At 67.0% G+C, this 23,213-nt stretch carries 23 protein-coding genes and 2 riboswitches; of the genes, 8 read left to right on the top strand and 15 right to left on the bottom strand.

Going from position 1 to position 23,213, the window contains the following annotated elements; translation table 11 throughout:
* Positions 1-64: 64 nt before the first annotated feature.
* From CFB50_RS26215 to CFB50_RS26175, 9 genes are all read right to left on the bottom strand, one after another.
* Positions 65-1,417 (bottom strand): LLM class flavin-dependent oxidoreductase, encoded by a 1,353-nt coding sequence (locus CFB50_RS26215; protein WP_069251626.1) that lies wholly within the window; start codon positions 1,415-1,417, stop codon positions 65-67.
* A 7-nt stretch (positions 1,418-1,424) separates the two neighbouring features.
* Positions 1,425-2,474 carry an LLM class flavin-dependent oxidoreductase gene (locus tag CFB50_RS26210; RefSeq protein ID WP_089447689.1) on the bottom strand — a complete coding sequence of 350 codons (1,050 nt, stop codon included), beginning with the start codon at positions 2,472-2,474 and terminating at the stop codon, positions 1,425-1,427.
* Between the two features lie 52 nt (positions 2,475-2,526).
* Positions 2,527-3,474, bottom strand: a complete 948-nt coding sequence (locus tag CFB50_RS26205) for an ABC transporter substrate-binding protein (protein ID WP_089447688.1) — start codon at positions 3,472-3,474, stop codon at positions 2,527-2,529.
* Positions 3,475-3,529: 55 nt separating this feature from the next.
* Positions 3,530-4,090, bottom strand: coding sequence for a GNAT family N-acetyltransferase (locus CFB50_RS26200; RefSeq protein ID WP_089447687.1), 561 nt, complete (start codon positions 4,088-4,090; stop codon positions 3,530-3,532).
* A gap of 383 nt (positions 4,091-4,473) precedes the next feature.
* Positions 4,474-4,680, bottom strand: coding sequence for a hypothetical protein (locus CFB50_RS26195; RefSeq protein ID WP_089447686.1), 207 nt, complete (start codon positions 4,678-4,680; stop codon positions 4,474-4,476).
* 9 nt (positions 4,681-4,689) lie between these two features.
* The gene (rpsU, locus tag CFB50_RS26190) at positions 4,690-4,902 is read right to left on the bottom strand and encodes a 30S ribosomal protein S21 (protein ID WP_083266093.1); all 213 of its coding nucleotides are present in this window, start codon (positions 4,900-4,902) and stop codon (positions 4,690-4,692) included.
* 33 nt (positions 4,903-4,935) lie between these two features.
* The gene (locus CFB50_RS26185; RefSeq protein WP_069252940.1) at positions 4,936-5,145 is read right to left on the bottom strand and encodes a hypothetical protein; all 210 of its coding nucleotides are present in this window, start codon (positions 5,143-5,145) and stop codon (positions 4,936-4,938) included.
* A gap of 47 nt (positions 5,146-5,192) precedes the next feature.
* On the bottom strand, positions 5,193-5,477 hold the full coding sequence (locus tag CFB50_RS26180) for a hypothetical protein (protein WP_069252939.1): 285 nt from the start codon (positions 5,475-5,477) through the stop codon (positions 5,193-5,195).
* A gap of 584 nt (positions 5,478-6,061) precedes the next feature.
* Entirely contained in the window at positions 6,062-6,346 is a 285-nt protein-coding gene (locus tag CFB50_RS26175) for a hypothetical protein (protein ID WP_069251621.1), read from the bottom strand.
* Between the two features lie 608 nt (positions 6,347-6,954).
* Here CFB50_RS26175 and CFB50_RS26170 point away from each other — a divergent pair.
* A complete protein-coding gene (locus CFB50_RS26170; protein ID WP_069251620.1) occupies positions 6,955-7,158 on the top strand; it encodes a cold-shock protein in 204 nt (67 codons plus the stop codon).
* Positions 7,159-7,425: 267 nt separating this feature from the next.
* Positions 7,426-7,650: a hypothetical protein gene (locus tag CFB50_RS26165; RefSeq protein WP_083266092.1), complete on the top strand. Its 225-nt coding sequence runs from the start codon at positions 7,426-7,428 to the stop codon at positions 7,648-7,650.
* A 60-nt stretch (positions 7,651-7,710) separates the two neighbouring features.
* Here the strand turns inward: CFB50_RS26165 and CFB50_RS26160 are convergent, their stop codons facing one another.
* The 3 genes from CFB50_RS26160 to CFB50_RS26150 all read right to left on the bottom strand — a co-directional run bounded on the left by CFB50_RS26160 (position 7,711) and on the right by CFB50_RS26150 (position 11,072).
* Entirely contained in the window at positions 7,711-8,745 is a 1,035-nt protein-coding gene (locus CFB50_RS26160; RefSeq protein WP_089447685.1) for a succinylglutamate desuccinylase/aspartoacylase family protein, read from the bottom strand.
* Between the two features lie 257 nt (positions 8,746-9,002).
* A complete protein-coding gene (locus CFB50_RS26155; RefSeq protein ID WP_069251618.1) occupies positions 9,003-9,278 on the bottom strand; it encodes a hypothetical protein in 276 nt (91 codons plus the stop codon).
* 243 nt (positions 9,279-9,521) lie between these two features.
* Positions 9,522-11,072, bottom strand: coding sequence for a sensor domain-containing diguanylate cyclase (locus CFB50_RS26150; RefSeq protein ID WP_089447684.1), 1,551 nt, complete (start codon positions 11,070-11,072; stop codon positions 9,522-9,524).
* A gap of 502 nt (positions 11,073-11,574) precedes the next feature.
* Between CFB50_RS26150 and CFB50_RS26145 the strand changes: the two genes are divergently transcribed.
* The 4 genes from CFB50_RS26145 to CFB50_RS26130 all read left to right on the top strand — a co-directional run bounded on the left by CFB50_RS26145 (position 11,575) and on the right by CFB50_RS26130 (position 17,340).
* Positions 11,575-14,451, top strand: coding sequence for a xanthine dehydrogenase family protein molybdopterin-binding subunit (locus CFB50_RS26145; protein ID WP_089447683.1), 2,877 nt, complete (start codon positions 11,575-11,577; stop codon positions 14,449-14,451).
* The gene (locus CFB50_RS26140) at positions 14,448-15,149 is read left to right on the top strand and encodes a (2Fe-2S)-binding protein (RefSeq protein ID WP_089447682.1); all 702 of its coding nucleotides are present in this window, start codon (positions 14,448-14,450) and stop codon (positions 15,147-15,149) included. The genes CFB50_RS26145 and CFB50_RS26140 overlap by 4 nt, the downstream gene beginning before the upstream one ends.
* A complete protein-coding gene (locus tag CFB50_RS26135; RefSeq protein ID WP_069251614.1) occupies positions 15,146-16,405 on the top strand; it encodes a cytochrome c in 1,260 nt (419 codons plus the stop codon). The genes CFB50_RS26140 and CFB50_RS26135 overlap by 4 nt, the downstream gene beginning before the upstream one ends.
* Before the next feature lie 461 nt (positions 16,406-16,866).
* Positions 16,867-17,340, top strand: a complete 474-nt coding sequence (locus tag CFB50_RS26130) for a hypothetical protein (RefSeq protein ID WP_089447681.1) — start codon at positions 16,867-16,869, stop codon at positions 17,338-17,340.
* Positions 17,341-17,481: 141 nt separating this feature from the next.
* Here the strand turns inward: CFB50_RS26130 and pal are convergent, their stop codons facing one another.
* From pal to CFB50_RS26110, 3 genes are all read right to left on the bottom strand, one after another.
* On the bottom strand, positions 17,482-17,973 hold the full coding sequence (pal, locus tag CFB50_RS26125) for a peptidoglycan-associated lipoprotein Pal (RefSeq protein WP_069251612.1): 492 nt from the start codon (positions 17,971-17,973) through the stop codon (positions 17,482-17,484).
* A gap of 405 nt (positions 17,974-18,378) precedes the next feature.
* On the bottom strand, positions 18,379-19,590 hold the full coding sequence (locus CFB50_RS26115) for a porin (RefSeq protein ID WP_373452972.1): 1,212 nt from the start codon (positions 19,588-19,590) through the stop codon (positions 18,379-18,381).
* Between the two features lie 234 nt (positions 19,591-19,824).
* Positions 19,825-20,847 carry an ABC transporter substrate-binding protein gene (locus CFB50_RS26110; protein WP_089448420.1) on the bottom strand — a complete coding sequence of 341 codons (1,023 nt, stop codon included), beginning with the start codon at positions 20,845-20,847 and terminating at the stop codon, positions 19,825-19,827.
* A gap of 137 nt (positions 20,848-20,984) precedes the next feature.
* Positions 20,985-21,106, bottom strand: a riboswitch (guanidine-I (ykkC/yxkD leader).
* 432 nt (positions 21,107-21,538) lie between these two features.
* Positions 21,539-21,672, top strand: a riboswitch (guanidine-I (ykkC/yxkD leader).
* A gap of 57 nt (positions 21,673-21,729) precedes the next feature.
* Here CFB50_RS26110 and CFB50_RS26100 point away from each other — a divergent pair.
* Both CFB50_RS26100 and CFB50_RS26095 read left to right on the top strand, forming a co-directional pair.
* Complete coding sequence (locus CFB50_RS26100) at positions 21,730-22,485, top strand: urea amidolyase associated protein UAAP1 (protein WP_039357732.1); 756 nt, start codon at positions 21,730-21,732, stop codon at positions 22,483-22,485.
* Between the two features lie 13 nt (positions 22,486-22,498).
* Positions 22,499-23,155: an urea amidolyase associated protein UAAP2 gene (locus CFB50_RS26095; protein WP_089447679.1), complete on the top strand. Its 657-nt coding sequence runs from the start codon at positions 22,499-22,501 to the stop codon at positions 23,153-23,155.
* Positions 23,156-23,213: the final 58 nt, after the last annotated feature.

The following is a 23,213-nucleotide window of genomic DNA, read 5'->3' as shown; positions in this document are numbered from 1 at the left end:
GTCGATGGAAATCCTCGAATCGGTCGGGCGGGCGCGCCGCGCACGGGCGGCGCGGCGGCGGGTGTCAGGCGTGCGCTTCGGCCGCCGTTTCGTGCGACGCGCCAGGCGCCGCGTGGCGGCTGGCCTTGCGCGGCAGCCCGAGGTGGTCGCGCAGCGTCGCACCGGGCAGGTCGCGGCTGTAGCGGCCGCGCGCCTCGAGCACCGGAATCACGAGTTCGACGAAATCTTCGACGCCCTGTGCCTGCACCGCGAAGCCGAGGATGAAGCCGTCGCCGGCGCCCGCGTCGTGCCAGCGGATCAGTTCGTCGGCGACGTGCTCGGCCGTGCCGATGAAGTTCGGGCGCGGCGTGGCGACCGCGAGCGCCGTCTCGCGCAGCGACAGGCCTTTCTGTTTCGCGTCGGCCTTGATCCGGTCGGTGGTCGAGCGGAAGCTGTTGCGGCCGAGCTCGCCGAGTTCCGGGAACGGCGCATCGAGCGCGTACTGCGTGAAATCGTGGTGATCGAAATAGCGGCCGAGATACGCGAGCGCCTCGTCGATCGTCAGCAGGTTGCGGATCGCCTGGTATTTGTCCTCGGCCTCGGCCGCGGTGCGGCCGACGATCGGCCCGATGCCGGGGAAGATCTTCACGTCGCTGCCTTGCCGGCCGTGCTCGATCGCGCTCTGCTTCACGCGCCGCGTGAACGCGGCCGTTTCGTCGAGCGACGGCGAATGCGTGAACACGGCATCCGCATACTTGCCCGCGAGCCCGATGCCGGTGTCCGACGAACCGGCCTGGAAGATCACCGGCTGCCCCTGCGGCGAGCGCTGGATGTTGAGCGGGCCGGCGACCTGGAAGAAGCGGCCGTGGTGGTCGAGCGTGTGGAGCTTGTCGCGGTCGAAGAAGCGGCCGGTCGCGCGGTCGCGCACGAAGGCGTCGTCGTCCCAGCTGTCCCACAGGCCCTGCACGACGTCGAGGTATTCGTCGGCGATCTCGTAGCGCAGTTCGTGATCGGGATGCGCCTTGCCGAAATTCTTCGCGGTGCCTTCGAGCGGCGTCGTCACGACGTTCCAGCCCGCGCGCCCGCCGCTGATCGCATCGAGTGACGCGAGCTGGCGCGCGACCGTGAACGGCTCGCTGTACGACGTCGAGATCGTGCCCGCGAGCCCGATCTTCTTCGTCGCGACCGCGAGCGCCGACAGCACGGTCAGTGGCTCGAAGCGGTTCAGGAAGTGCGGGATCGACTTCTCGTTGATGTAGAGGCCGTCGGCGACGAACGCGAACGCGATGCCGGCGGCTTCCGCCTTGCGCGCGATGCCGATCGCGAAATCGAGGTTGATGCTCGCGTCCGGCGGGTTGCTCGGGTGCCGCCATGCGTTCATGTGGCTGCCTGCGCCTTGCAGCATCAGGCCGAAGGGGATCGATCGTCGGGTCGTCATGGGAGCGTCACGCGTTCTGGTCAGGGGAAAGGGAGCGGTCGGCCGCGAGGGCCGCCTGCAACGGCGTGGCCGACAGCGCGCCGCCGAGCCATTCGACCGATGCGAGCCGCGCCGCGTAGTCGGTCACCGGCGAATCGATCACGAACGCATCGACGTCGAGCCGCCGGCTCAGTGCATCGAGCGCGCGGTGGATGCGCTCGGGCGTATCGGCCAGCACCGTCGGGCGCAACTCGTCGATCCGGTAGTCGGACGCGCCGCTCTGCCGCGCGAATTCGGCGGCCGCCTGCGCGCTGGCGAGATTGAAGCTCTGGCCGCCCGCGAACTGCAGCTTGAAGATCTTCAGCGGCCCGATCAGCCGCTCGGCCTCGTCGCGCGTCGGCGCGGCCACCGCGTACAGCGCGACCAGCGGACGGGTGCCGCCCGCGCTGCGGTACGCGTCCAGCGAGCGTTCGAGGTTCGCGTCGTCGCCGTTGAAATGCCCGGCGTAGCAGAAGCGCCAGCCGTTGCGCGCGGCGAGCGCGCCGCTGTCCGGCGAGCCGCCGAGCAGGATGCGTTCGGGCGCATGCGGCGGCACGGGCAGCGCGACGGCACCGGCGAGCGGGTGATCCTCGGCGACGCCCCAGCCGAGAAACGCGTCGAGTTCCGCCAACTGGCCCGCGAAGTCCGGCTTGCGCGCCTTGTCGTGGAACCACTGCAGCGCGCGCGTGGTCAGCGGCAACCCGCCGGGCGCCTTGCCGACACCGAGATCGACGCGGCCCGGCGCGAGCGCGGCCAGCACCTTGAAGGTTTCGGCGACCTTGAACGGGCTGTAGTGCTGCAGCATCACGCCGCCCGAGCCGACGCGGATGCGCGACGTGTGCGCGAGCAGGTGCGCGACGACGATCTCCGGCGCCGAGCTTGCAAAGGCCGGCGTGCCGTGATGTTCGGCGACCCAGAAGCGCTCGTAGCCGAGCTGTTCGGCACGCTGCGCGAGCGTCGTGGTGAAGCGCAGTGCGTCGGCGGCGTTCGCGCCGCCGGCGATCGGACTCTTGTCCAGCAACGAAAGCGAATAAGACATGGTGGGTGGCGTTCCTGCGTGAGCGTGAATGGACGGTGAGCGTGCGCGGCGTTCAGCTCTTCGGCAGCCCCGGCGGATTCGTGCGCGACTGGTCGATCGCTTCCGATGCGAGGTTCCAGCGGTCGAGCACCTGCTGGTAGCGGCCGTTCCTGATCAGCCCGTTCAGCGCGACGGTGAGCGGATCGGCGAGCCCGCTGCCGCGGCGCGTCGCGATCGCGATGTCGGCCGTGCGCGGCCAGCCGCCGCTGATCGCGCCGACGAGGCGCGTCTTGCCTTGCTGCGCGCTCTGGTACGCGAGCACCGAGTTCACGCTGAACACCGCATCGGCGCGGCCCGACTGCACAGCGACGATGCGCATTGCCTGGTCGTCGTAGTACTGGATCTGCACGGGTTTCAGCCCGTGCGCGACGTTCTCGCGATCCCACGCGAGCAGGATCTTTTCCTGGTTGGTGCCGGCGTCGGTCACGACACGCAGCCCCGCGACGTCCTTCGGCTCGCGGATCGCCTGGATCTTGCTGTCGTTGCGCACGTAGAAGCCGACCTGGTCCTTGCGGTAGGTCGAGAAATCGAACTTCTGCTTGCGCTCCTCGGTGACGGTGACGTTCGAGATCACCGCGTCGACTTTTCCGGATTCGAGTGCGAGCGGCCAGTCGGCCCACGCGAGCGCGACGATCTTCAGCTTGCGGCCGAGGCTGTCGGACACGAGCTGGCCGACGTCGGCGTCGAAGCCGATCACCGTGCGCGCGTCGGTCGCATACGAGCTGATCGGCGGAAGGCTCGGCGCAACGCCGATCGTCAGCGTGCCGGGTTCGGCGAACTTGAACGACGCGGGCACGGCGCGCTCGACGGCCGCATCGGCCACGCCGCGCGGGCGGCCACGTTGCTCGGGGCTCAGGTCGAACGTGGCGGCGGCCGCGGCTGCGGCAAACGCGGTCAGGCCGATCAGCGCGGCGGCCAGCGTGCGCACGGCACGGGAAGAAAGCGGTACGGCTCGTTGCATGAACGTGTCCTGTGGTGGCAAACGGAAATCGGAGGGAGGCTGGGGGCAGTCGCGGTCAGCGCGACAGCACCGGCTCGGGCACGGGCGCCCACAGGTCGGCCAGCGTCGACGTGCGCGACGGATCGCCGAGATCCTTGCCGAACCGCAGGTGGAAATACGCTTCCGGGTCGATGGACGAATCGAACAGCCGCGTATAGCCGGTGCGGTCGTACAGCGCCCATGCTTCGGGCTGGCGAAAACCGGTGGTCAGGTAGATGCGGCGATAGCCTTGCTGCGCGGCACGCAGTTCGAGCGCCTCGACGATGAGGCGGGCGAGGCCCTGGCGGCGCAGGTCCGAGCGGGTCCAGATGCGTTTGAGCTCGGCGGTCTGCGCGTCGTAGCGCTTGAACGCGCCGCCGCCGATCGTTTCGCCGTCGCGCAGCAGCAGCACGAACGCGCCTTCGGGCGGCGCGAACAGTTCGGCCGGGTAGCGCGCGAGCTCTTCGCGGGCGGACGCGTGGCTGTCGGGCCGATACGCGTGGTAACGGGTCGAATACTCGGCGATCAGCGCGTCGACCAGCGGTTGCGCGCGGACGTCGAGCGGCGTCGTGTCGATGATGCGGTCGGTCGTGGCCATGGGCATCGCGAAGGGCGCGCGATGCGGACGTTCCTGGCGGGGTGCGGGCACGCGGCCCGTCCGGTCTGTTCCGTTATCGCGACGCGGTTGTCGTGATGGCGGCGGCCGGTGCGTATCCTGCTGGGATGCAGATGGCGGGCCGCTGCCGTTTTGAACACGTTAGCGGCGCGGCCGGCAAAGGCGAACGAAGCAATTTCGATAAGGATTTCGCGGGAAGCGTCAGAAGGCTTGCAGCGGGAGTGGGGTGAGGCGATCGGCGTTGGCTGCGATCGGCGAAAGCCGCTCGCGCGTAGCCGAGGAAGTCGCGCAAATCCGTATACGTGGTGCGGACGCGCATGGACCATCTTGCGCCCGTCGATACATGCGATTGCGCCGGAGTCAGCTCACCCCTGAACGCTGAGCGCCTTCTCTATCGCTGCAATCAGTTTGAGCGCATCGCTGCGCCCGATCAGAAGCCCGCGGCTGGTGTACTCGCACCCGAATGCATAGAAGCTCGGCAGTAGCGTCACCATGTCGTTCTCCCGATCGAAATCGACTTCGCACTTCGTCAGCGGGAAAAACGGAGGCGCGTCGGCCGGCATCTTGTACACGATGCGCTCCTAGTACATTTTTCGGGGAGGCAACAGACGCTTCGCCCGCAGGCGCTGCCTGGCAACGGCGCTGGCTTTTTTTCGCTTGCGTTCCGTCGTGGGCTTTTCATAGCCGGTGCGACTGCGCAACTCGCGAATCAGCCCTGTTTTCTCGATATCACGCCGGAATCGCCGCAGCGCGACATCGATCGGTTCGTTGAGCTTCAACGTAATTGTCGTCATGTAGATCCTGTCTGGAAAGGGTCGAACGGAAAGTTAGCCGAGTCGTGTCATGACGGCGCTTGCTATCTCGTCGGATTCGAATTCCGAATATCCTGCTCCGATCGATAGCGCACGTACCGCCACGAACATCTGCAGCTCCTGTTGATGGCACATCGCAGAATCGGCGATTCTGGCGGGCATGACGGTGTTGATCCAGGTGACCTCGTGTCGCCTGATCAGATTGAGCAGTTCGTCGATGATCATTTCGCCCTCCAAAAGATCGCGAAACTGCGCTGCGCTGACGAATCGCGTCAGCGCGCGCTGGAAAAGAACCCCTGTTTGCCGCGATTGTCGTCGATGATGTCCTCGGCATAGCGCACTGAGGCACGACGGGCGTCGCCGGCGTTGTCAAACGGGGAGGTGTCGCGCAATCTGAAAGTCTGGCTCTGTGTCAGCGTATCGGTGGTGCCGCGAAGGCAAATCTTGACTGCCGCGTCGAACCCGGCGTCGTAGTTATGCGGGCAGCCATTCGGCGCCGGCACGTGAGGGTAAATCAGTGGATAAATCTCGAATCCACGGTAGACGTGCATGCTCATGACGTACTCCTGGCGTTCGGCCACGACGAGTCGCATGGGCGAACACATCCGGCCAGTATCCCCGTTACGGGCGGGCCGGTGGGTGAAGGGGACAACGTTGCAGCGCGAAGGAGAGGCGATGCAGTAAGCGGGCGGATGGAGGGAGGGCGGTCAGTCAGAGGACCGATGGTCGCTCGGATGAACCCATCATACGCGCATCGCTTGTTGCGCGTCCAATTTATTCCGCGTGGTGCGCTAGCACGTGCTGGCACACGGCGCGACAGGTGTACGGAATCGGCTTGTGAGGGGCCGCTGGTGACGTCGTCTCGTCGCGAGTCCATGTGATGACGTCCGTGATCCCGCTGGCGTCACACGCATGGCTTTCCCGACGAAGCGGTCGGTGCCCGGTCGTCCTGATGCCGGAAATGAGGGCGGCACCGGGTCGGATCCTGGACGGACAACTTGTAAACCATTGAGCGCATGGAGCTCGCCTGCCAAGGCCGAAGCGCGCGCAGTCGGGGGTGTCAGCGATCCGTCCTGTACCTGACGAATTTCCAGGCGGAGCGCTTAATCGACGATGGTCACGCGCGACCCTGGCGACGACGTCAGAGGGTCGTCAGCAAGCGCAACTGATGTTCGGTTTCGTTTCCGGCGACCAACGAAAAGAATCCGGTCTCACGACGCTCGACTCCCGTCAGGCCCTCGCTGTCGGAGAAGAGGTTCCATGCGATGTCGTCGACATGCGCGATCGTTCCGCGAGTTCGCGCGAACGCCAGTAATAGCGGACTCGCCTGGCGGCGGAGCACTTGACGGTCTGAATTCAGCACATAGGGCGGCCAGCCGGCGCGCAGGACGAGATAGTAAGGAATGGAGCCGGGATCGATTTTCATGGGGGCCGTTTCATGTGCGGGCCTGCGTTGGCTATCGAGCTGCAGCCTGCACGACCTCCGGGAAAGTGTTCGATGGATCGACGGCAGCCTGCCGTGGTGAGCGTTCAGATGATGGGTTGAACCCGCTCGATTCGCAGATACCGACCAGAAGCTGCCACGCGGCAATTGAACTGGAATTGTAGCGCCAAGAACGTCTGCCGTATCAAGATGAACGCGTGCCGTATTCGACTCCGCGAGCGGGTACCGACCAACGTTGATCGATGCCGCGAACTGCAAATTCGCAGGTGGCGAGCGATGTGTCATGACTCCCGCGAGCGACCGGGCAATGCGAGAAGTCTTTGACCGACGCGTGAGCGCGGCAACGTTCCGGGAAGCGGGTGCCGACCATATCGCCCGGCGCTCGAAACGGATCGCCCGGTGACACAGTTACAAGATAGGCATTGACCCTGCCGTTCGTGGAAGTTAGTGTGGTTGCCGAAGTCCAAGAAGTCCGATTGCTGTTCATCAATTTCCCGCCCCTCGGCGGTATTCGTTGTCCTCTCCCTCCTTGACACTTCGATCGCTCTTCAACAGAGCAAATCTTCGTAATTTTTCCTCAAGGATTCGTCATGGATACCGGTACCGTCAAATGGTTCAACGAGAGCAAAGGCTTTGGCTTCATCACGCCGGACAACGGCGGTGACGATCTTTTCGCTCACTTCTCCGAAATCCAAACCGATGGCTTCAAGACGCTCGCTGAAAATCAGAAAGTGAGCTTCGAAACGAAGCAAGGCCCGAAGGGGCTGCAGGCGGCCAACATCAAGCCGCTGTAAGTTTGAAGGGCCCGGCCTGCCGCGACGGACGCCGGGTCGCAGCGCGCCCCGCACCGAGCGTCGCCATCTGAAGCTGGCGCGGCCGCTCTTTGCTGCACCTGTTTATTCAGCAGCGTGCGAAGCGTCACATGCCTCGTTGCACTTCCCTCTGCGCCTCTAGCCGCAACGCCTTTTTGCGCGTGCCGACTGCTTCGGATTCAGCTCGCAATGGCTTTGAGTCGATGCACATTCGCACGGCACGCGCGCACGCGAACATCAAGAATCAAAATGCAAAACAAACGAATTCAACAGTACAACGGCTATGCCGTCCAACCGTCGGCACATCGCTTGCCCGACGGTCGCTTTTCATCCAACCTGCTGCTTCAACGCACCGATAGCTCATGCGACGAAGGTCGTTACCAGTTCTATTCGCTCGATTACTTCCCGAGTGAAAAACAGGCACTGCGACACTCGGCACGCTGGGCACGCAACTGGGTCGATACGCGAGGGTGATGGCAACGTCCTGCAAATGGCGGGGCCGGCGGGATGTCCCGAACGACTCGGTCGCGTTCATTACTCGATGACACGCGGCGGTGTCGACAACTCCGCCAGCTGAAACAAGCAATCCCCGCGCTGCACCTGTGCGGGCACCCGCTTGCATACCACTTCGCCGTCTCCCTTGAAGCGGTGCAGCACCGGTTCGCGCAGCGGCGTATCGGGGAAATGCACCCACGCGGCCGGTTGGCCGGCCTTCACCTGGTCGCCGAGTTCGACGAGCGGCTCGTACAGCCCGCGCTCGTACGCGTAGACGAAATGGCGCTCGCCGTCGACCCGCATGAAGCGCGTGACGGTGGGCGGCGCATCGGGCACGAGCGCGCCGCGCAGCAGGCCGATATAGCCGAGGTAGTGCAGCAACCCGTGGCGGCCCATCCGGATCAGCGACGGGTCGGCCATGCCCGCACCGCCGAGTTCGGTCACGATCGAGATCGCGCCCTGCCGGCGCGCGGCCGACGCCGAATGCACGGGGTTCGGTGCGTGCAGCAGCGCATTGTGCAGCCCGAACGCGACCAGCAGCCCGTTGAGCTTCGCGGCTTCGTCGGCGTCGAGCGGATCGATCGCGAGCATGTTGCCGCCCTGGTACAGCAGCGAGCTGCCGCCCGAGTGCAGGTCGACCAGATACTGCGCGCGCGACAGCAGCGCATGCTCGATGTAGTGGGCGATCATCTGCGTCGGCGTGCCGGTCGGGTTGCCGGGGAAGCTGCGGTTCAGGTTGCCTTCGTCGAGCGGCGACACGCGCAGGCCTGCGTCCGCCGCCGGGAAATTCGCCATCGGCAGCAGGATCAGCTGCCCGCTGACCATCTCGGGCTCGATCTCGCGCATCAGTTGCGACACGATGATCTGGCCTTCGTACTCGTCGCCGTGATTACCGGCCATCACGAGCGCGACCGGGCCGTCGCCATTGCGGATCGACGCGATCGGGATCGGCAGCCAGCCGTACGCCGAGCGGTGCACGGAATGCGGCAGCCGCAGGTAGCCCGCGTGCTTGCCCGGTGCGTCGAGATCGATTTCGCAGTGGATGGGATTGCGGTGCGAGGAAGAGGCGGTCATGGCGGCATCGTTCGATGAACGGAATTCGCCATCTTATCGGGAAACGGCCGCCGCGCGCCGTGCCCGACGCGCGCAACGCCGGACGCCATCAGCCGGTACGCGCATGGATCATGGGTACGGCGAGTTGCAAAGCCGATACGCGAGACCCCGTGCGATGTTGCAGCGATGAACGCATGCCGGCAGGTCGGCCGGCCGCATTCGGGCGCGATGTTTCGCGCCGGCCCCTTGCCACGACAGGGCCGGCGCGCGCAACCGGCTTAACGGCCCGATGTTTCAGCTTCGAGACGTCCTTCTTCCCACAGCGCCCAGAAACGGCTGCCGGCGCGATACGGATTCCCGCGGCGTGCGCCGTGATCGGCGATGCCCTGGCGAAATGCGCCGTACAGCGTCAGCGGCGGATTGTCGACGCATCGGGCCTCGCGTGCGGCCGGCATGCGGCGTTCGGACACGAGCCGGCGGATCAGCGATTCGCCGTCGATCACATCCAGTTCGTCGATGGTTTCGCTGCGGCTGAGGACTTCGACGGTATTCATGTTGAGTCTCCCTGACAACCTGTTTCCCTGGGAGGGAGCAATAAGGGTGCCAGGCTTGAAAAGCCTTGCGCTGCGTCGATCGTGCCGGCTTCTGCGGCCAACGTGACGGGTGGCGGGCGGCGATGTTACGGAACACGTCACGTGACACGCGAACGCGCAACGACACGTGCGGCCACGCAAAGCGTTTCGGAATTGAATCGTCGCGAGGAGGTGGAGGCGGGGAAAGCGGGCGGTGCAGCCGGGTCAGTTCGCGGTGACCGGCGTGACCCGGCTGCTGCCGCTCGAATAGAAGCGATAGATTCCCTTGCCGGCCGACTTCGCTTCGTACAGCGCGCTGTCGGCCTGCCGGATCAGTTCGTCGGGGGAGGCGTGCCCGTCGTCGAGCGCGATGCCGATGCTGATCCCGAGGCTCACCGTCTCGCCGATCGACAGTGCGTACGGCGCCGAGATCTGCCGGATGATGCGCGCGGCGAGGAGCGAGCATGCGTGCATCGTCGTGTCGTCGATGGCGACGATGAACTCGTCGCCGCCAATACGGGCCGCCAGCTCGCCGGACGGCAGCGTCTTGCCGAGCCGCACGGCGACCTGCGTGAGCACGTCGTCGCCGGCCTGGTGGCCGAACCGGTCGTTGATCGCCTTGAAGCCGTCGAGGTCGAGATACATGACGGCGAGCGCGGGGCCCGGCGCGCGCGGCCGGCGCGCGAGCATCCGCTTGAGCTCGGCATGCAGTTCATGACGGTTCGGCAAGCCCGTCAGCGCATCGTGCCGCGCGAGATGCCGGATGTGCTGCTCGGTCCGGCGGCGCGCGGTGACGTCCTCGACGATGATCACCGCGTTGCCGGCGGGCACGCGGTGGCGCGTCAGTTCGAGCTGGCGGCCGTCGGCGAGCACGACGTCGAGCGGCGCGGGTTCGTCGCAGGTCAGCCAGCGCTCGCACTGCGCGGCGAGACTGGCGCCGCCGGGATCGGTCGCGTCGTCCGCGCCGAGCGCCGCGACGACGGCGGGCAGCGGCGTATCGAGCATGGTCTCGCGGGGCGAGCCGAACAGGTGCGCGGTGCGCCGGTTCGCGACGATCACGCGGCGCTCGCCGTCGATCATGCACAGGCCGTGCGGCATGTAGGTGAGCGCGGCGTCGAAGCGCGCGACGAGTTCGGCGTTGCGCTGGCGCGCGGCGATCAGCGCGACGAGCACGCGATAGTGGCGCTGGACGACCGTGCGCATCGCGGCGAGATAGATCGCGAGCGGCGGCAGCAGGAGCCACGCGCCGGACCGGTGGGCCAGCAGCGCACCGACGCCGATCGGCAGCACGCCGAGCGCGACCTGCATCATCGCGAGCCGCGGCAGCGCCGCATTGCGCGACGCGATCCCGCCGAACACGCCGCCCGCGACCATCACCGACAGCGTGCCGAGTTCGACATCGACGGCCTGCACGCAGCCCATCACGCCGAGGCCGAGCACGAAGCACGCGACGAGCGACACGGGCGCATAGCGCATCGCCCAGTATTCGGCACGGTCGTCGCCGGCGTTGCGTCGAACGGTGTACGCGCGCGCGATCGAGAGCCGCGCGATGAGGAGGCCGACGTCGACGATCAGCCACGCGAGGCACCAGAGCGCCTGCAGCCGGATCAGCGCGACGGCCGCGACGAAGCCGCTCGCGAGCCCGGAGAGCGCCATCGGTCGGACGTCTTCGAACAGCGTAACGAGCATCGACGGGCGCAGCGCAGCCGTCACACGGTGGTTGCCGGAGGGGGGAGTGGCGAGAACGGAGTGCAGGAGAGATGCCCTGACTGCCATGGTTGTTAACCTCGACACGATGTCGCGTGATGTCGCGATGGCTGGCGGCGACCGCGCGGCACATGGCGGAAGCCCGGCCAGGCCGGATGCGCACGACATTACCATGAAACACGGGCGGCACCGCTCGCCGCGCCGGCCACGAGTCGTAGTCGTTAACCCCGCCCGCGAATGGCTTGCGCATTCGTGGGCGCCGGGGCAGCATCGTCGCGAACGGAACGCGGCTCGGCGACCGGCAGGAGACCGGTCACCGTGCACGGCGCGCGTGCCTGCCGGGCTCGGTCGACACGATCGAAACCGCTGCAAACGGGCACGCGACGCGGTCGAATCGATACCCGCGACCGGCTGCCGCAGCCCGGCTGAATACCGTTATAAGAAATTCAATAAGTATTTCATGCGAGAAATACTATAGGCGATATATCTAAAACAATGCCAGAATGCGCGCCGCTCCGAACGTCGCGACACCCGATCGCCGTCCGAGCCGCATCAGGAGGTTTCCCCCCCAATGAAAAACCACGGCCTGTCACGGCGGGGTTTTCTGAAAGCCAGCGTGCTGGCGGGCGTCGCAGTGTATGTCGCGCCCCTGGGCAGCCGCGCGTTCGCGGCGCTCTTCGAAGAAAAACTCCTCACCCCCGTCAAATGGGATAGCGTCACCGGCATCCCCCAATTCCGCATCGACGGCATCGCGAAGGTCACGGGCTCGAAAGTGTTCGCCCGTGACGTGCGCGCAGCCGACATGCCTCACTGGCCGCAGCAGCAGTCGCATGCGCTGATCCTGCGCGTCACGCAGGCCGACCGCACCTACGAAGGCTTCGACCTCTCGCTGCTCGGCGACGACCTGAAGCCGGACCGCGTGGTCACGGCCGACGATCTCGTGCGCGACGGCGTCGCGTTCCCGACGTTCTACGGCGACGACATGTTGCTGCCGGCCGGCAAGACGCCCGCGTATCTCGGCCATGCGGTCGCGATCCTCATCTACCACGACTTCGCGCGCTTCCGCTTCGCGAAGAACGCGCTCAAGTTCCGCGACGACGTGATCCGCTACGGCGCGGTCACGGGCCCGCTCGAGCGCGATCCGTGGGGCACCTTCCGCTACGTGCGCGTGGGCGGCAAGACGGCCTACGACGACGACGTCTATTCGAGCCTGAAGGACGCGCCGATCTTTCCGAGCATGATGCGCAAGCACCTGCCGGTGTGGCCGGACGGCAAGGAGCACGGCAAGCTCGACGAGCAGGGCATGTTCCTCGCCGGGCAGATCGCCGGTGAGCTCGATCATCCGCCGGCCGACTGGCTCGTGTTCGACCGCGAGTACAACACGCAGTCGGTCGACACGGCCGCGCTCGAACCGGACAACGCGAACTGCTGGTACGACGCCGCGACGCAGTCGCTGCACCTCGTCGTGCCGACCCAGTCGCCGCTCGAAGTGGCGGAGAACGCGGCCGCGATGGTCGCGAAGTGCCGCTTCCCGGTGAAGAAGCTGTTCGTGCATCCGTGCTACACGGTGGGCTACGGCTCCAAGGATCACTTCAATGTGCCGTTCTACGGCCTCGTCTGCGCGCTGTACGCGGACGGCCGCCCGGTGCGTTTCGCGAACGACCGCTACGAGCAGTTCCAGACGTCGCTGAAGCGTCACGCGTTCAAGATGCACTACCGAATCGCGGTGGACCGCAACACGGGCCTGCTGCAGTCGTTCAAGGGCGACTTCGAGGCGAACGGCGGCGGGCGCTCGAACTTCTCGCCGTCGGTGGCGATGGTGGGGGCGACGGCCGCGCAATCGATCTACTACTTCCCGAAGAGCGACCTGGCCGCGGTGGCGATCGCGTCGCGCGCGATCGATGCCGGCTCCGCACGTGGGTACGGCACGCTGCAGAGCATGGCGGCGACCGAGATGGCGGTCGACGAGATCGCCGCGCAGCTGAACATCGACCCGATCGAGTTCCGCCTGCGCAACGCGCTGCGTTCGGGGATGAAGAACACGCAGGGGGCGATTCCCGCCGGCGCGCTGCGCGTCGACGAGGTGCTCGAGCGCTCGAGGCAGCATCCGCTGTGGACGCGCCGCGCCGCACGCAAGGCCGAATACGAGGCCGCGCATCCGGGCAAGCGCTACGGCGTCGGCTTCGCGTGCGTGCAGAAGGACTTCGGCACGGGCGCGGAAGCGTCGTTCGCGAAGGTCGAATTCGACGAGAACGGCAAGGTGTCGCTGCAGCACACGGCGGCCGAGATCGGCACCGGGATGTCGACGTCGCAGGCCGTCGCGGTTGCGAAATGGCTAGGCCGTCCGGCAACGGACGTGCGCGTGGCCGTGACCGAATGGCCGGACCTGCCGGTCGAGACCAGCGGCGATCCGTACCTCATGTCGCAGGCCGACCAGGATCGCCTGAGCGCGAACCCGCGCTGGTCGCCGAGCTATGCGTCGCCGTCGAGCGCGACGAACTCCGCGTACTACTTCACGCACAGCACGCGCGAAGCCGCGCGCGCGGTGTTCCGCTACGGCCTGTGGCCGGCGGCGATGTCGATCTGGACGCGCGGTCTCGGCGGCGGCCAGGCTGCCCCGTACACGATCCGCATCGAGGACGCGCGCTGGGTCGACGGCAAGCTGACCGCCGACGGCCTCGAGCCGCTGTCGTTCGAACAGCTCGCGAAGCAGGCCCATGCGCTCGGCCTGCCGACCGGCGCCGTCGTGCACGTGTTCAACCGCTGGCAGTGGACCGACGCCGAGTTCGAAGTGGGCGGCTCGGTCGAGCGTCTGCCGATCGACGGGCTGTCGCTGCGCGTCGGCGCGCCGAAGACGGGCGACAACGGCCCGGTGCCCGGCACGACCGCACCGGCCGGCGCGACCGCGATGCACGGCACGCTCGCGCCGACCGCGAACGGCTACCGCGTGCTGGACCGCAAGCGCGTGTTCATCCCGCCGACGAGCCGCAACAACGCGGCCGTCACGTACTACACGGCAGTCGGCACGCTCGTCGAGCTGGCCGTGCACGAAGCGACCGGCAAGGTCGAGCTGCTCACGCACCACTCGATCATGGAATGCGGCAACCAGATTTCGCCGCAGCTCGTGTCGGGCCAGTTGCAGGGCGGTCTCGCGATGGGTATCGGCCATGCGTTGCACGAGTATCTGCCGCTGTATGAAGACGGCCCCGGCAACGGCACGTGGAACTTCAACCGTTACCAGCTGCCGCGCGCGTCCGACGTCGCTGTGTGGACGCAGACGGGCGACGTGCTGCCGCCGCTGTCCGAGACCGATCCGCCGAAGGGCGTCGCCGAAGTGGTGATGATTCCCGTCGTCGGCGCGATCGTGAACGGCATCGCGCACGCGATCGGCCATCGTTTCACCGACCTGCCGGTGACCCCGCAAAAGATTCAGGAGGTGCTCGCATGACGACCGCCCAAACCGCGGCTTCGGCCGCGAGCGCCAGCGCCGCTGCGACCGGCGCTTCCGCGCCGAGCGCGGCTTCGGCCGCCCCGGCATCGGCTCCGGCCGCGGCTGTGCCGGCTTCGGCACCGGCTGCCGTCGAGCGTCCGCTCATCCGGTTCCAGTCGAAACCACTGTCGATCAATATCAACGGCAAGTCCGTCGGCCCGATGCAGGTGCCGGAAGGGCTGATGATGATCGAGTTCCTGCACGAGTACGCGGGCCTCACCGGTTCGCGGCTCGGCTGCGGGCAGGGCGTCTGCCACGCGTGCGTCGTGATCGTCGACAAGCCGGACGGCACGAGCGAGGAAATGCGCACCTGCATCACCGGCGCGCACTTCTTCCACGGCCGCTCGATCCGCACGATCGAAGGCCACGCGAAGCGTAACGAAGCGGGCGAAGTGGTCGAGCTGTCGCCGATCCAGCAGAAGTTCCTCGAGCACTTCAGCTTCCAGTGCGGCTATTGCACGCCGGGCTTCGTCAACGCGGCGACCGTGCTGATCGAACGCCTGAAGCGCGAGCCGGTTGCGAAGGTCGACGTCGAGCGCACGATCACCGAGGCGCTCGATGCGCACCTCTGCCGCTGCACGGGCTATGTCCGCTACTACGAAGCCGTCAAGGACGTGGTGCTGACGACGCCGGGACTCGTGAAGGACGCCGCATGAAACGCACATTCGCTCATCGTGTCGCGCGGGCTGCGGGCTTCCCCGCGCTCGCGGCCGCCTGCGCGCTGCTGCTCGCCGCATGCGGCGGCCATGACGCACCGGCCTCGAACGCGGCTTCCGGCGCGCCGGGTGCCGACCAGATCGCGCGCGGCCGCTACCTCGTCAAGGCCGCCGATTGTGCGGCGTGCCACACCGCGAAGGACGGCGCACCGTTCGCCGGCGGCGCGCCCCTCGAATCGCCGTTCGGCACGTTCTACGGCTCGAACATCACGCCCGACAAGGATCACGGGATCGGCAGCTGGAGCGCGGACGATTTCTACGCCGCGCTGCATGACGGCAAGGCGCCGGGCAAGCGCCTGTATCCGTCGATGCCGTACACGTCGTACCGTCAGCTCACGCGCGCCGATTCCGACGCGATGTACGCATACCTGAAGACCGTCAGGCCGGTCGCGCAGGAAAACCGCGAGCACGAGCTGAAGTTCCCGTACAACCTGCGTTTCGGGATGGTCTTCTGGGACATGGTGTTCCTGAAGGACAGCCTGCCCGATGCGTCGACCGGCCAGTCCGCCGACTGGCAGCGCGGCCGCTATCTGGCGGGTGCGCTCGGCCATTGCGCGGAATGCCATACGCCGCGCGCGTTCACGGGCCAGCTCGACAGCGCGAAGCCGTTCGCCGGCGCCGCGCTCGGCCGCGTGGCCGCGCCCGACATCACGCCGGCCGGCCTGGCCGCGCGCGGCTGGACGGGCGCCGACCTGCAGACGTTCTTCGGCGTCGGCATCGCGCCGCAAGGCTCGGCGTTCGGCGAAATGTACCCGGTCGTGCACCTGAGCACGCAGACCATGTCGAAGGACGACCTGCGCGCGCTGTCCGTGTACCTGCTGGGCGATACGCCGCCCGCGCCGCAACCGGTGAAGCCGGTATCGGCCGACGCCGCGCAGCTCGCGGCCGGCCGCTCGGTGTATCTCGCGGTCTGCGCGGGCTGTCACGGCTTCAACGGCGAAGGCAAGCCGCACGTGGCGGTGCCGATGAACGGCAATTCGACGGTGCGCCAGGGCGACCCGCGCAACCTGCTGGTCGCGATGCTCGACGGCATCGACGAGCAGAAGTTTGCCGGGTTCGAGAACCTGCAGCCGATGCCCGGTTTCGCGCACACGCTGAGCGACGACGAACTTGCCCAGCTCGCGAACTACCTGCGTGCGACGTGGGGCGGCCAGCCCGCGAGCGTCACGCCGGCCGACGTGAAGGCCATGCGTTAAGTCGTGCCGCAGGGCGGGGCGTCGCGCGCGATTCAGCCGGTTTCCGGTGCTCGCGCGCGACGCGTCGTCCGACTTTTTCGGCGGCTCTTCAGTAGCCGCTGCCGCCTCCGCCTCCGCTGCCTCCCGAGCCGCCACCGCCATACCGGCTCATGCCCGGTCCCTGCGCAGGGCCACTACCCGACGACATACATCCCGCCGACAGCACGAGCACCAGCGCGGCGATCAGCGCCGCGGCCAACCTTGCCGATTTCATGTCCGCCTCCTTGCCATGCGCGGGCCGCTGGAAAGGCCGGTTCGCGTGAACCGCACGTCTGCGCGCTGACGGAACATGAAACGTTTCGGGCGAGCGGTTTATTCCATGCATATTGGGTATCGTGGCCCGTGACGGGGGCAGACCGGATGCATCCAGCCGTGCCTTGGTACACTCCGGCAGCCGCCATTCCGATTCCAATGACAAAAGCATGAGTGCCATTCCAGAGCGCCCACAGCGCAAATCGTTGCGTGCGTCCAGTCGTGCCGTGTACGGCTGCCTGTCGTTTGGCGTGGGTGGCCCGTTGGTCGCGGCGCTCGTCTGGCCGGCCGTGATGCTGGTCGTGTGGTCGATCCTCGACGGTCCATCGTGGGAGGTCGTGAAGGGCTGCGGGCAGATGGCGGTGCTGGTTTTCGTCGCGTCGTTCGTGTTCGGCTACTTTCTGCCCGCGATGGCCACCGGCGGCATCATGGGCGCGATCGGCACACGGCTCCGGCCGCGCTGGTTCGTGTTGCTGGGAATGGTCGTGGGCACCGCCACGATGATCGGCTACGTGCTGTTCCAGACCTGGCTGATCGACGCAGACAAGGTTGGCGACATCAACGCGATCGCCACGGTCGATGCGATCGTGACGTCGGCGGTGTTGTCGCGCTGGCTGCATCGGCGGCTCGAACGCCGGCGTTGAGCGCGACGCGGGTTGAGGTCGAGTGCCTGAGCGACGACCCGCACGAACGGGACGAACCGAACGGCACACGTGAGCGCAACGGCGGCCAGCGCGCGGTCATGTTTTCCTGGTTGCGGATGCCGCCGTCGCTGCGGCCCGCGATCAACGATAGACGAGATCGGCGCGGCGGTTCTGCGCCCACGAATCCTCGTCGTGGCCGAGCGCAACCGGCTTTTCCTTGCCGAGGCTGACCGCCTCGAGTTGCGTGGCCGGCACACCGAGCGTTTCGAGCCCGCTCATCACGGCCTGCGAGCGGCGTTGGCCGAGCGCGAGGTTGTATTCGGACGTGCCGCGTTCGTCGGTGTTGCCCTGGATCAGCACGTGCCGCGCCGGATGGCTGCGCAGGTAGTCGGCATGCGCCTGCAGCAGCGACTGGAATTCGGGCTTGACGGAGTACTGGTCGAAATCGAAGTAGATGCTGCGCTTCGCGAGCGGGCTGTTCGGATTATTGAGATCATCGGCCGTCACCGTTGCGACGGCTTCGCTCGAGGGTGTCGGCGCCGTGCCGGCATTCTCGGGCGTCTTCGCCGCCTGGTGGCAACCGGCCAGCAGCACGAAGGTTGTCAGGACCGCAAATCGGTTCGTTTTGCTCATCGTTCGTCTCCAGCGGTTGACTGCGTTGAACGCGTAGGGCGTGCGATCGGCACGCCCCTATCCGGCCGGAATGGCGCGAAAGGTCCGGCGCTTACGACGTGAATCATGTTCGTAAGCCGGTGGTGCGCCATATGAAAGAGTGTCGCGACCGGAACGCCAAATCTCGGCGTCGCTGCAAACAGATTAGGAAAAATGTCACAGCGTGACCAGTTTCTCCGCATTTTTTTGCGTCGATACGACAGATCTGGCCGCATTTTTGCCGTCGCGCGGGGCGATGCCATAGCGAAACGGCCGCGCGCGGGCGCGGCCATTCCGGCTCGGGCATGACGATCGGGCGGGGCTGGAAATGCATGCCCGACGCAGTCGGCGCAACGGCGTTGCGCTGCGCCGCGCCGTCTTGCGTCGTCAGAACTTGTGCCGCAGCCCCAGGGCGACGACGACCTGGTTGCTGTTCGCCGACGGCGTCAGCGTCCAGACGGTCGCGTTGAACGCGGGATGGCCGTTGCCGCCGCTCACGCTCTGATAGACGCCTTCGAGATACGCATCGGTGCGCTTCGACAGCGCATAGTCGGCTTGCGCCACGACCTGGTTCCATTTCGGTCGCGTCTGGCCGGTGCGTGTGTCGAAGCGACCCATCGTGTACGTGTAGGCGGCCGAGAGGCTCAACGCCCGCGTGACGACGTAGCGCCCGTCGACCGAGAAGTTGTCGAACACCAGCGATTCACCCTTCAGCGGCGCGATGCCGCCGCCCTGGAGCACGCCGGTCACGCCGTCGGTGGTCGAGTGCGACCACGCGGCGCCGACCGAATGCGGCCCGAATGCATAGCGGCCGGCCGCGGCCCAGATCTGCTGGTTGCCGCCCGTGATCGTCGCCGACCCGTCGACCGTGCTCAGTGCGCCGTTCGGGTTCGGGGCATTCCGGTCGCGGCTGATCTTCAGGTAGCCGGCGCCGAGCTTCAGCGGCCCGGTCGCATACGACACGCCCGCGCTCCACGCCGCGTTGTTGGCGAACTGGCCGGCCGTGTTCGAGAACCCGACCATCGCGCCGAACGTCAGCCCGCGGTACGTCGGGCTCGTGTACTTCACAGCATGGTTGATGCGAAGGTTGCGGTTCGAATCGTCGTTGTCGTACGGATGCACCGCGAGGTTGCCGCCCCAGCCGGGGCCGGACGCGCCGAGCGGCGTCACGAAATCGAGGATCAGGTCGTACTGGCGGCCGAACGTGAGCGTGCCGGCCGTCTTCGAACTCAGGCCGACCCATGCCTGGCGGCCGAACAGGTCGACGCCTTTCTGCGACAGTGCGCCGGTGGTACCCGAGAAGCCGTTCTCGAGCGTGAAGACCGCGGCCGTCCCGCCGCCCAGATCCTCACTGCCGCGCAGCCCCCAGCGCGACGCGTTCAGTGCGCCGCTCGTCATCGCGACGGTGCCGCTGCCCGGCGAGCCGGCGCCGTGCGTGCGCTGGTTGGTCGCATAGGTGATCGACGTGTCGATCAGGCCGTACAGCGTCACGCTGCTCTGCGCGTGTACCCCGCCCGACGCGAGGGCGGTCAGGCAGGTGGCAATGGCGGTCCCCGCGAGTCGAGTGCTGGCGTGCTGGTTCATCTTGTAGGAATGCATAGGAGTTTTTATCGTTTTTCCGGCCTGGGAGGCCGGCGGATCGAGCGGCCATTATTGGAGATCGTGTGGCCGTCGATTAAGGCGTTGCACAGGAAAGGTCCTCTGCGAAATCGCGTGGAATCGCGGCGAGGTGGGGGCGCAGAGTGGGTCAGGCGGCGGCCGCGTATTGACGCGACCGCGGTGTGGGGGGAGTGCGCGCGCGGGGCCGGCGCCCGAAGCCCGGCCCCGAGCCCGTCAATGCGGCATCACCAGGCGCGGATCGATATACGCATCGACGTCCTGTGACTGCTTGTACACGCTGTTGCGCACGTTGAACGCATTCGCGTTGCGCGTCGAGCCGTAGATCGAATCGAGCCCGTCGCCCTTGCGGAACGCGCGCTTCGCGGCGGCTTCGTCGAGCAGGTGCGTCCCCTTCAGCAGCGGAAGGTATTGCTCCGGCGCGAGGCCGACGCGTGCGGACATGATCCGGACCGCGTCGGCCTGCGTCTTCGGATCGTTGATGTAGGCGACGCAGCGGTACCAGACCTTGATCACCTTGGCCCAGTCGGCGCGGCGCGCGGCGAGGCTGGCCGGCGCGACGGTAATGGCGTCGTAGATCAGCCCCGGCGCGTCCGCCGACGTGAAGATCGCGCGTGCGCCCGGTGCGCGCTTCAACGCCTCGCCTGCATTCGGCTGCCAGGCGGCCACCGCGGCGATGTCCGTCGACGAGCCGAGCACCTGCGGCAGTTCGTTGGTTTTCGCGTTCACGAGCGTCACGTCGCCGTCCTTCAGCCCGTGCTTCTGCAGCGCGGTTTCGAGCAGCAGGTGATCGACGAGGCCGAGTTCGACGCCGACCTTCTTGCCCTTCAGCGCCTCGACGGTGCGCAGCGGCGGCTTGGCGACGATCATGTCGTTGCCGGCGGAATAGTCGGTGAGCAGGATCATCACGTTCTTCGCGCCGGCCGAGCCCGTCACGAGTGCGTCGCCGTTCGTCGCCGCGACCGCGTCGAGCTTGCCCGCGGAAAACGCGTCGAGCGATGCCGAGTAATCGAACCATTCGAAATCGACATCGACGCCGGCTTCCTTGAACCAGCCTTTGTCGAGCGCGACCTGGAACGCGACCCAGCCGGGCCAGTCGCTGTAGCCGATCTTGAGCGGCGCTGCCGCGTGCGCGGCGGGCGTCATGAGCAGCGTGGCGGCCGTGGCGGCGGCCCCCAATGCGTGACGGACGGAACGGCGGGACAACAGGCGGCGGAGCGCCAGGGCGGGACGGGTCATCGTTTTCTCCAGGAGACCGGGATCGGGATCGTCGATACGGACCATGCTCGTGCACGGTCCGGCCGCGTGGCCGGTTCCTGCGGAGGCGGAACGAATGAAGCGGCCACGGAGAGGCGCGACGGCCGTTGCCATCGCCAATCTCCCGGGCTTTTGTCCCGCCGTGTAGCGCGTGCGCGTCCGGTCTCGCGATCGGACGAACCCGCGCCGGGCTGCTCTCGGACCAGACGTTCGATGAACCGGAACCCTAGCACCCCTAAGATGCGACGCCGCCGCACCTCTCGGCGTCATGCCGAGCGAGAAGCGTGCCAACGGCACGCGGCGGGGTGGCTCAGCGGCGGCGCGACGTGCGCTGCAGTTCGATGAAGCGGGCGGAGAAGAGTGCGCTCAGCGCGCGCCGGAGCAGGTCGAGCTTGTTCATGAGGTGTCGCGTGTCGGGTGAAGGTGCATGCATCGAGCAATGCCCATGCCATTGCCGATCGTGTCGTGCAGGCGGGCGCGGCGCGCACTGCACCGGTGCGGGCGCGCGTTCGCATGGTGCGCGGCACGCCCGCCGCGAGGGCGGCCATCCGCATCCGGTGCTGTGTCCGTCGACGCGCGCCTGCCGGAAAGCCGCGTGGCACGGCACTTCCACACACGCTGGCACGCAACTCGCTTATTCAGTGCCCGAGAGGTGCGAAGCAATTTGCATCATCTTCAGGATCGCTAGGGTTCCGGTCGTGCGGCGTTCGCGCCGCGCGATGGCTGGTCCGAGAGCAATCCGGTCTTGTCTTCTCCTCGATTCGAGGAAACGGCGAGGCTCCACGGAGGGATAAAAGCCCGGGAGGTCGCGATGTCGTTCGGTCGCCCTCTCACGCCTTTTGTCCAACCGACCACGGAGCCGCCATGTCGCCGAGCCCCCAAGCCGTCCTTGCCCCGCCGCCACACGTCGTGTGGGAAACGCTCATTCCCGCCGGAACCCACTGGTCCGGCATCCTGCGCCGCGGTCTCGCGCTGCGCGTCGTCGATGTCGACGGCGGCGCGAACCTGTCTGCCGTGTTTCACCGTCAGGAGGACCCGCTCGAACGCTACAACATGGCCGACACGCTGAAGGCGCAGCACACCGCGCATCTCACGCGCGGCCATGCGCTGTACACCGACATGGGGCGCGTGATCGCGTCGATCACGGCCGACACGCTCGGCTGGCACGACCCGCTCGGCGGCGTCGGCGATGCGCGGCTGTTCGCGCACAAGTACGGCACGACGTCGTACCAGGCCGATCGCAACGCGATGATCCGCAACGGCCGGGACAGCCTCGTGCTCGAACTCGCGAAATACGGGCTGTCGGCGCGCGACCTCGTCGCGAACGTCAATTTCTTCAGCAAGCTCGACACGCGCGACGACGGCGCGCTCGATTTCGTCGCCGGACATTCGCCGGCCGGCAGCGCGCTCGACCTGCGCTTCGAGATGAACACGCTGGCGGCGTTCTCGACGGCGCCGCATCCGCTCGACCCGCACCCGGACTACGCGCCGAAGGCCGTGAAGCTGATCGCGTACCGCGCGTATCCGGCGGACGGTGCCGCGCCGGAAGACGACCCGTGCCGCCGCGCCTGTGCCGAGAACGTGCGCGGCTTTGCCAACACCGATCGCCTGTTTGCGTAAGGAGAGCCGAGCCATGCCGATCATCGAAAGCCGTCTCGACCCGCGCGACGCCATTCACGACACCACGCTGAACGCGGGCGAACCGTGGCTGCGCGACCTGAAGCGCGGGCAGGTCTTCCGCATTCTCGACCTCGAAGGCAACCAGGCCGTCGACACGCTGTTCTACCGATCCGACGACCCCGAAGAGCGCTACAGCGCGCAGGACACCATCCGCGCCCAGCGCAACCTGTACCTGAGCGCGGGCAGCGTGCTGCTGTCGAGCCGCGGCAACCCGATGGTGACGATCGTCGCCGATACCTGCGGCCGTCACGACACGCTCGGCGGCGCGTGCGCGGCCGAGAGCAACACCGTGCGCTATGCGCTCGACAAGCGGCACATGCACAACTGCCGCGACAGCTTCCTCAACGCAATTGCGCACTGCACGTGCGGCGTGGGGGCGCGGCTCACCAAGCGCGACCTCGTCGGCAACGTCAACTTCTTCATGAACGTGCCCGTCACGCCGCTCGGCGGGCTGACCTTCGAGGACGGCATTTCCGCACCGGGCAAGTACGTCGAGATGCGCGCGGAGATGGACGTCACGGTGCTGATCTCGAACTGCCCGCAGCTCAACAACCCGTGCAACGGGTACAACCCGACGCCCGTACGCCTCACGATCTGGGAGGCGGAATGAACGACCCCCACGCTCACTATCGTTCGCTGCCCCCCAAGGGGGCGGTTGCCTCCCTTGG

It is taken from the genome of Burkholderia sp. AU33423, assembly GCF_002223135.1.
Classification (GTDB): domain Bacteria; phylum Pseudomonadota; class Gammaproteobacteria; order Burkholderiales; family Burkholderiaceae; genus Burkholderia; species Burkholderia lata_D.
Note: the sequence above shows the minus strand (reverse complement) of the source record. Positions and strands in the feature narration are given on the sequence as shown.

Coding starts and splice junctions, on each gene's coding strand:
- CFB50_RS26215 (WP_069251626.1), bottom strand. CDS start 1,417: ATGACGACCCGACGATCGATCCCCTTCGGCCTGATGCTGCAAGGCGCA.
- CFB50_RS26210 (WP_089447689.1), bottom strand. CDS start 2,474: ATGTCTTATTCGCTTTCGTTGCTGGACAAGAGTCCGATCGCCGGCGGC.
- CFB50_RS26205 (WP_089447688.1), bottom strand. CDS start 3,474: ATGCAACGAGCCGTACCGCTTTCTTCCCGTGCCGTGCGCACGCTGGCC.
- CFB50_RS26200 (WP_089447687.1), bottom strand. CDS start 4,090: ATGGCCACGACCGACCGCATCATCGACACGACGCCGCTCGACGTCCGC.
- rpsU (WP_083266093.1), bottom strand. CDS start 4,902: ATGACGACAATTACGTTGAAGCTCAACGAACCGATCGATGTCGCGCTG.
- CFB50_RS26185 (WP_069252940.1), bottom strand. CDS start 5,145: ATGATCATCGACGAACTGCTCAATCTGATCAGGCGACACGAGGTCACC.
- CFB50_RS26180 (WP_069252939.1), bottom strand. CDS start 5,477: ATGAGCATGCACGTCTACCGTGGATTCGAGATTTATCCACTGATTTAC.
- CFB50_RS26175 (WP_069251621.1), bottom strand. CDS start 6,346: ATGAAAATCGATCCCGGCTCCATTCCTTACTATCTCGTCCTGCGCGCC.
- CFB50_RS26170 (WP_069251620.1), top strand. CDS start 6,955: ATGGATACCGGTACCGTCAAATGGTTCAACGAGAGCAAAGGCTTTGGC.
- CFB50_RS26165 (WP_083266092.1), top strand. CDS start 7,426: ATGCAAAACAAACGAATTCAACAGTACAACGGCTATGCCGTCCAACCG.
- CFB50_RS26160 (WP_089447685.1), bottom strand. CDS start 8,745: ATGACCGCCTCTTCCTCGCACCGCAATCCCATCCACTGCGAAATCGAT.
- CFB50_RS26155 (WP_069251618.1), bottom strand. CDS start 9,278: ATGAATACCGTCGAAGTCCTCAGCCGCAGCGAAACCATCGACGAACTG.
- CFB50_RS26150 (WP_089447684.1), bottom strand. CDS start 11,072: ATGGCAGTCAGGGCATCTCTCCTGCACTCCGTTCTCGCCACTCCCCCC.
- CFB50_RS26145 (WP_089447683.1), top strand. CDS start 11,575: ATGAAAAACCACGGCCTGTCACGGCGGGGTTTTCTGAAAGCCAGCGTG.
- CFB50_RS26140 (WP_089447682.1), top strand. CDS start 14,448: ATGACGACCGCCCAAACCGCGGCTTCGGCCGCGAGCGCCAGCGCCGCT.
- CFB50_RS26135 (WP_069251614.1), top strand. CDS start 15,146: ATGAAACGCACATTCGCTCATCGTGTCGCGCGGGCTGCGGGCTTCCCC.
- CFB50_RS26130 (WP_089447681.1), top strand. CDS start 16,867: ATGAGTGCCATTCCAGAGCGCCCACAGCGCAAATCGTTGCGTGCGTCC.
- pal (WP_069251612.1), bottom strand. CDS start 17,973: ATGAGCAAAACGAACCGATTTGCGGTCCTGACAACCTTCGTGCTGCTG.
- CFB50_RS26115 (WP_373452972.1), bottom strand. CDS start 19,590: ATGCATTCCTACAAGATGAACCAGCACGCCAGCACTCGACTCGCGGGG.
- CFB50_RS26110 (WP_089448420.1), bottom strand. CDS start 20,847: ATGACCCGTCCCGCCCTGGCGCTCCGCCGCCTGTTGTCCCGCCGTTCC.
- CFB50_RS26100 (WP_039357732.1), top strand. CDS start 21,730: ATGTCGCCGAGCCCCCAAGCCGTCCTTGCCCCGCCGCCACACGTCGTG.
- CFB50_RS26095 (WP_089447679.1), top strand. CDS start 22,499: ATGCCGATCATCGAAAGCCGTCTCGACCCGCGCGACGCCATTCACGAC.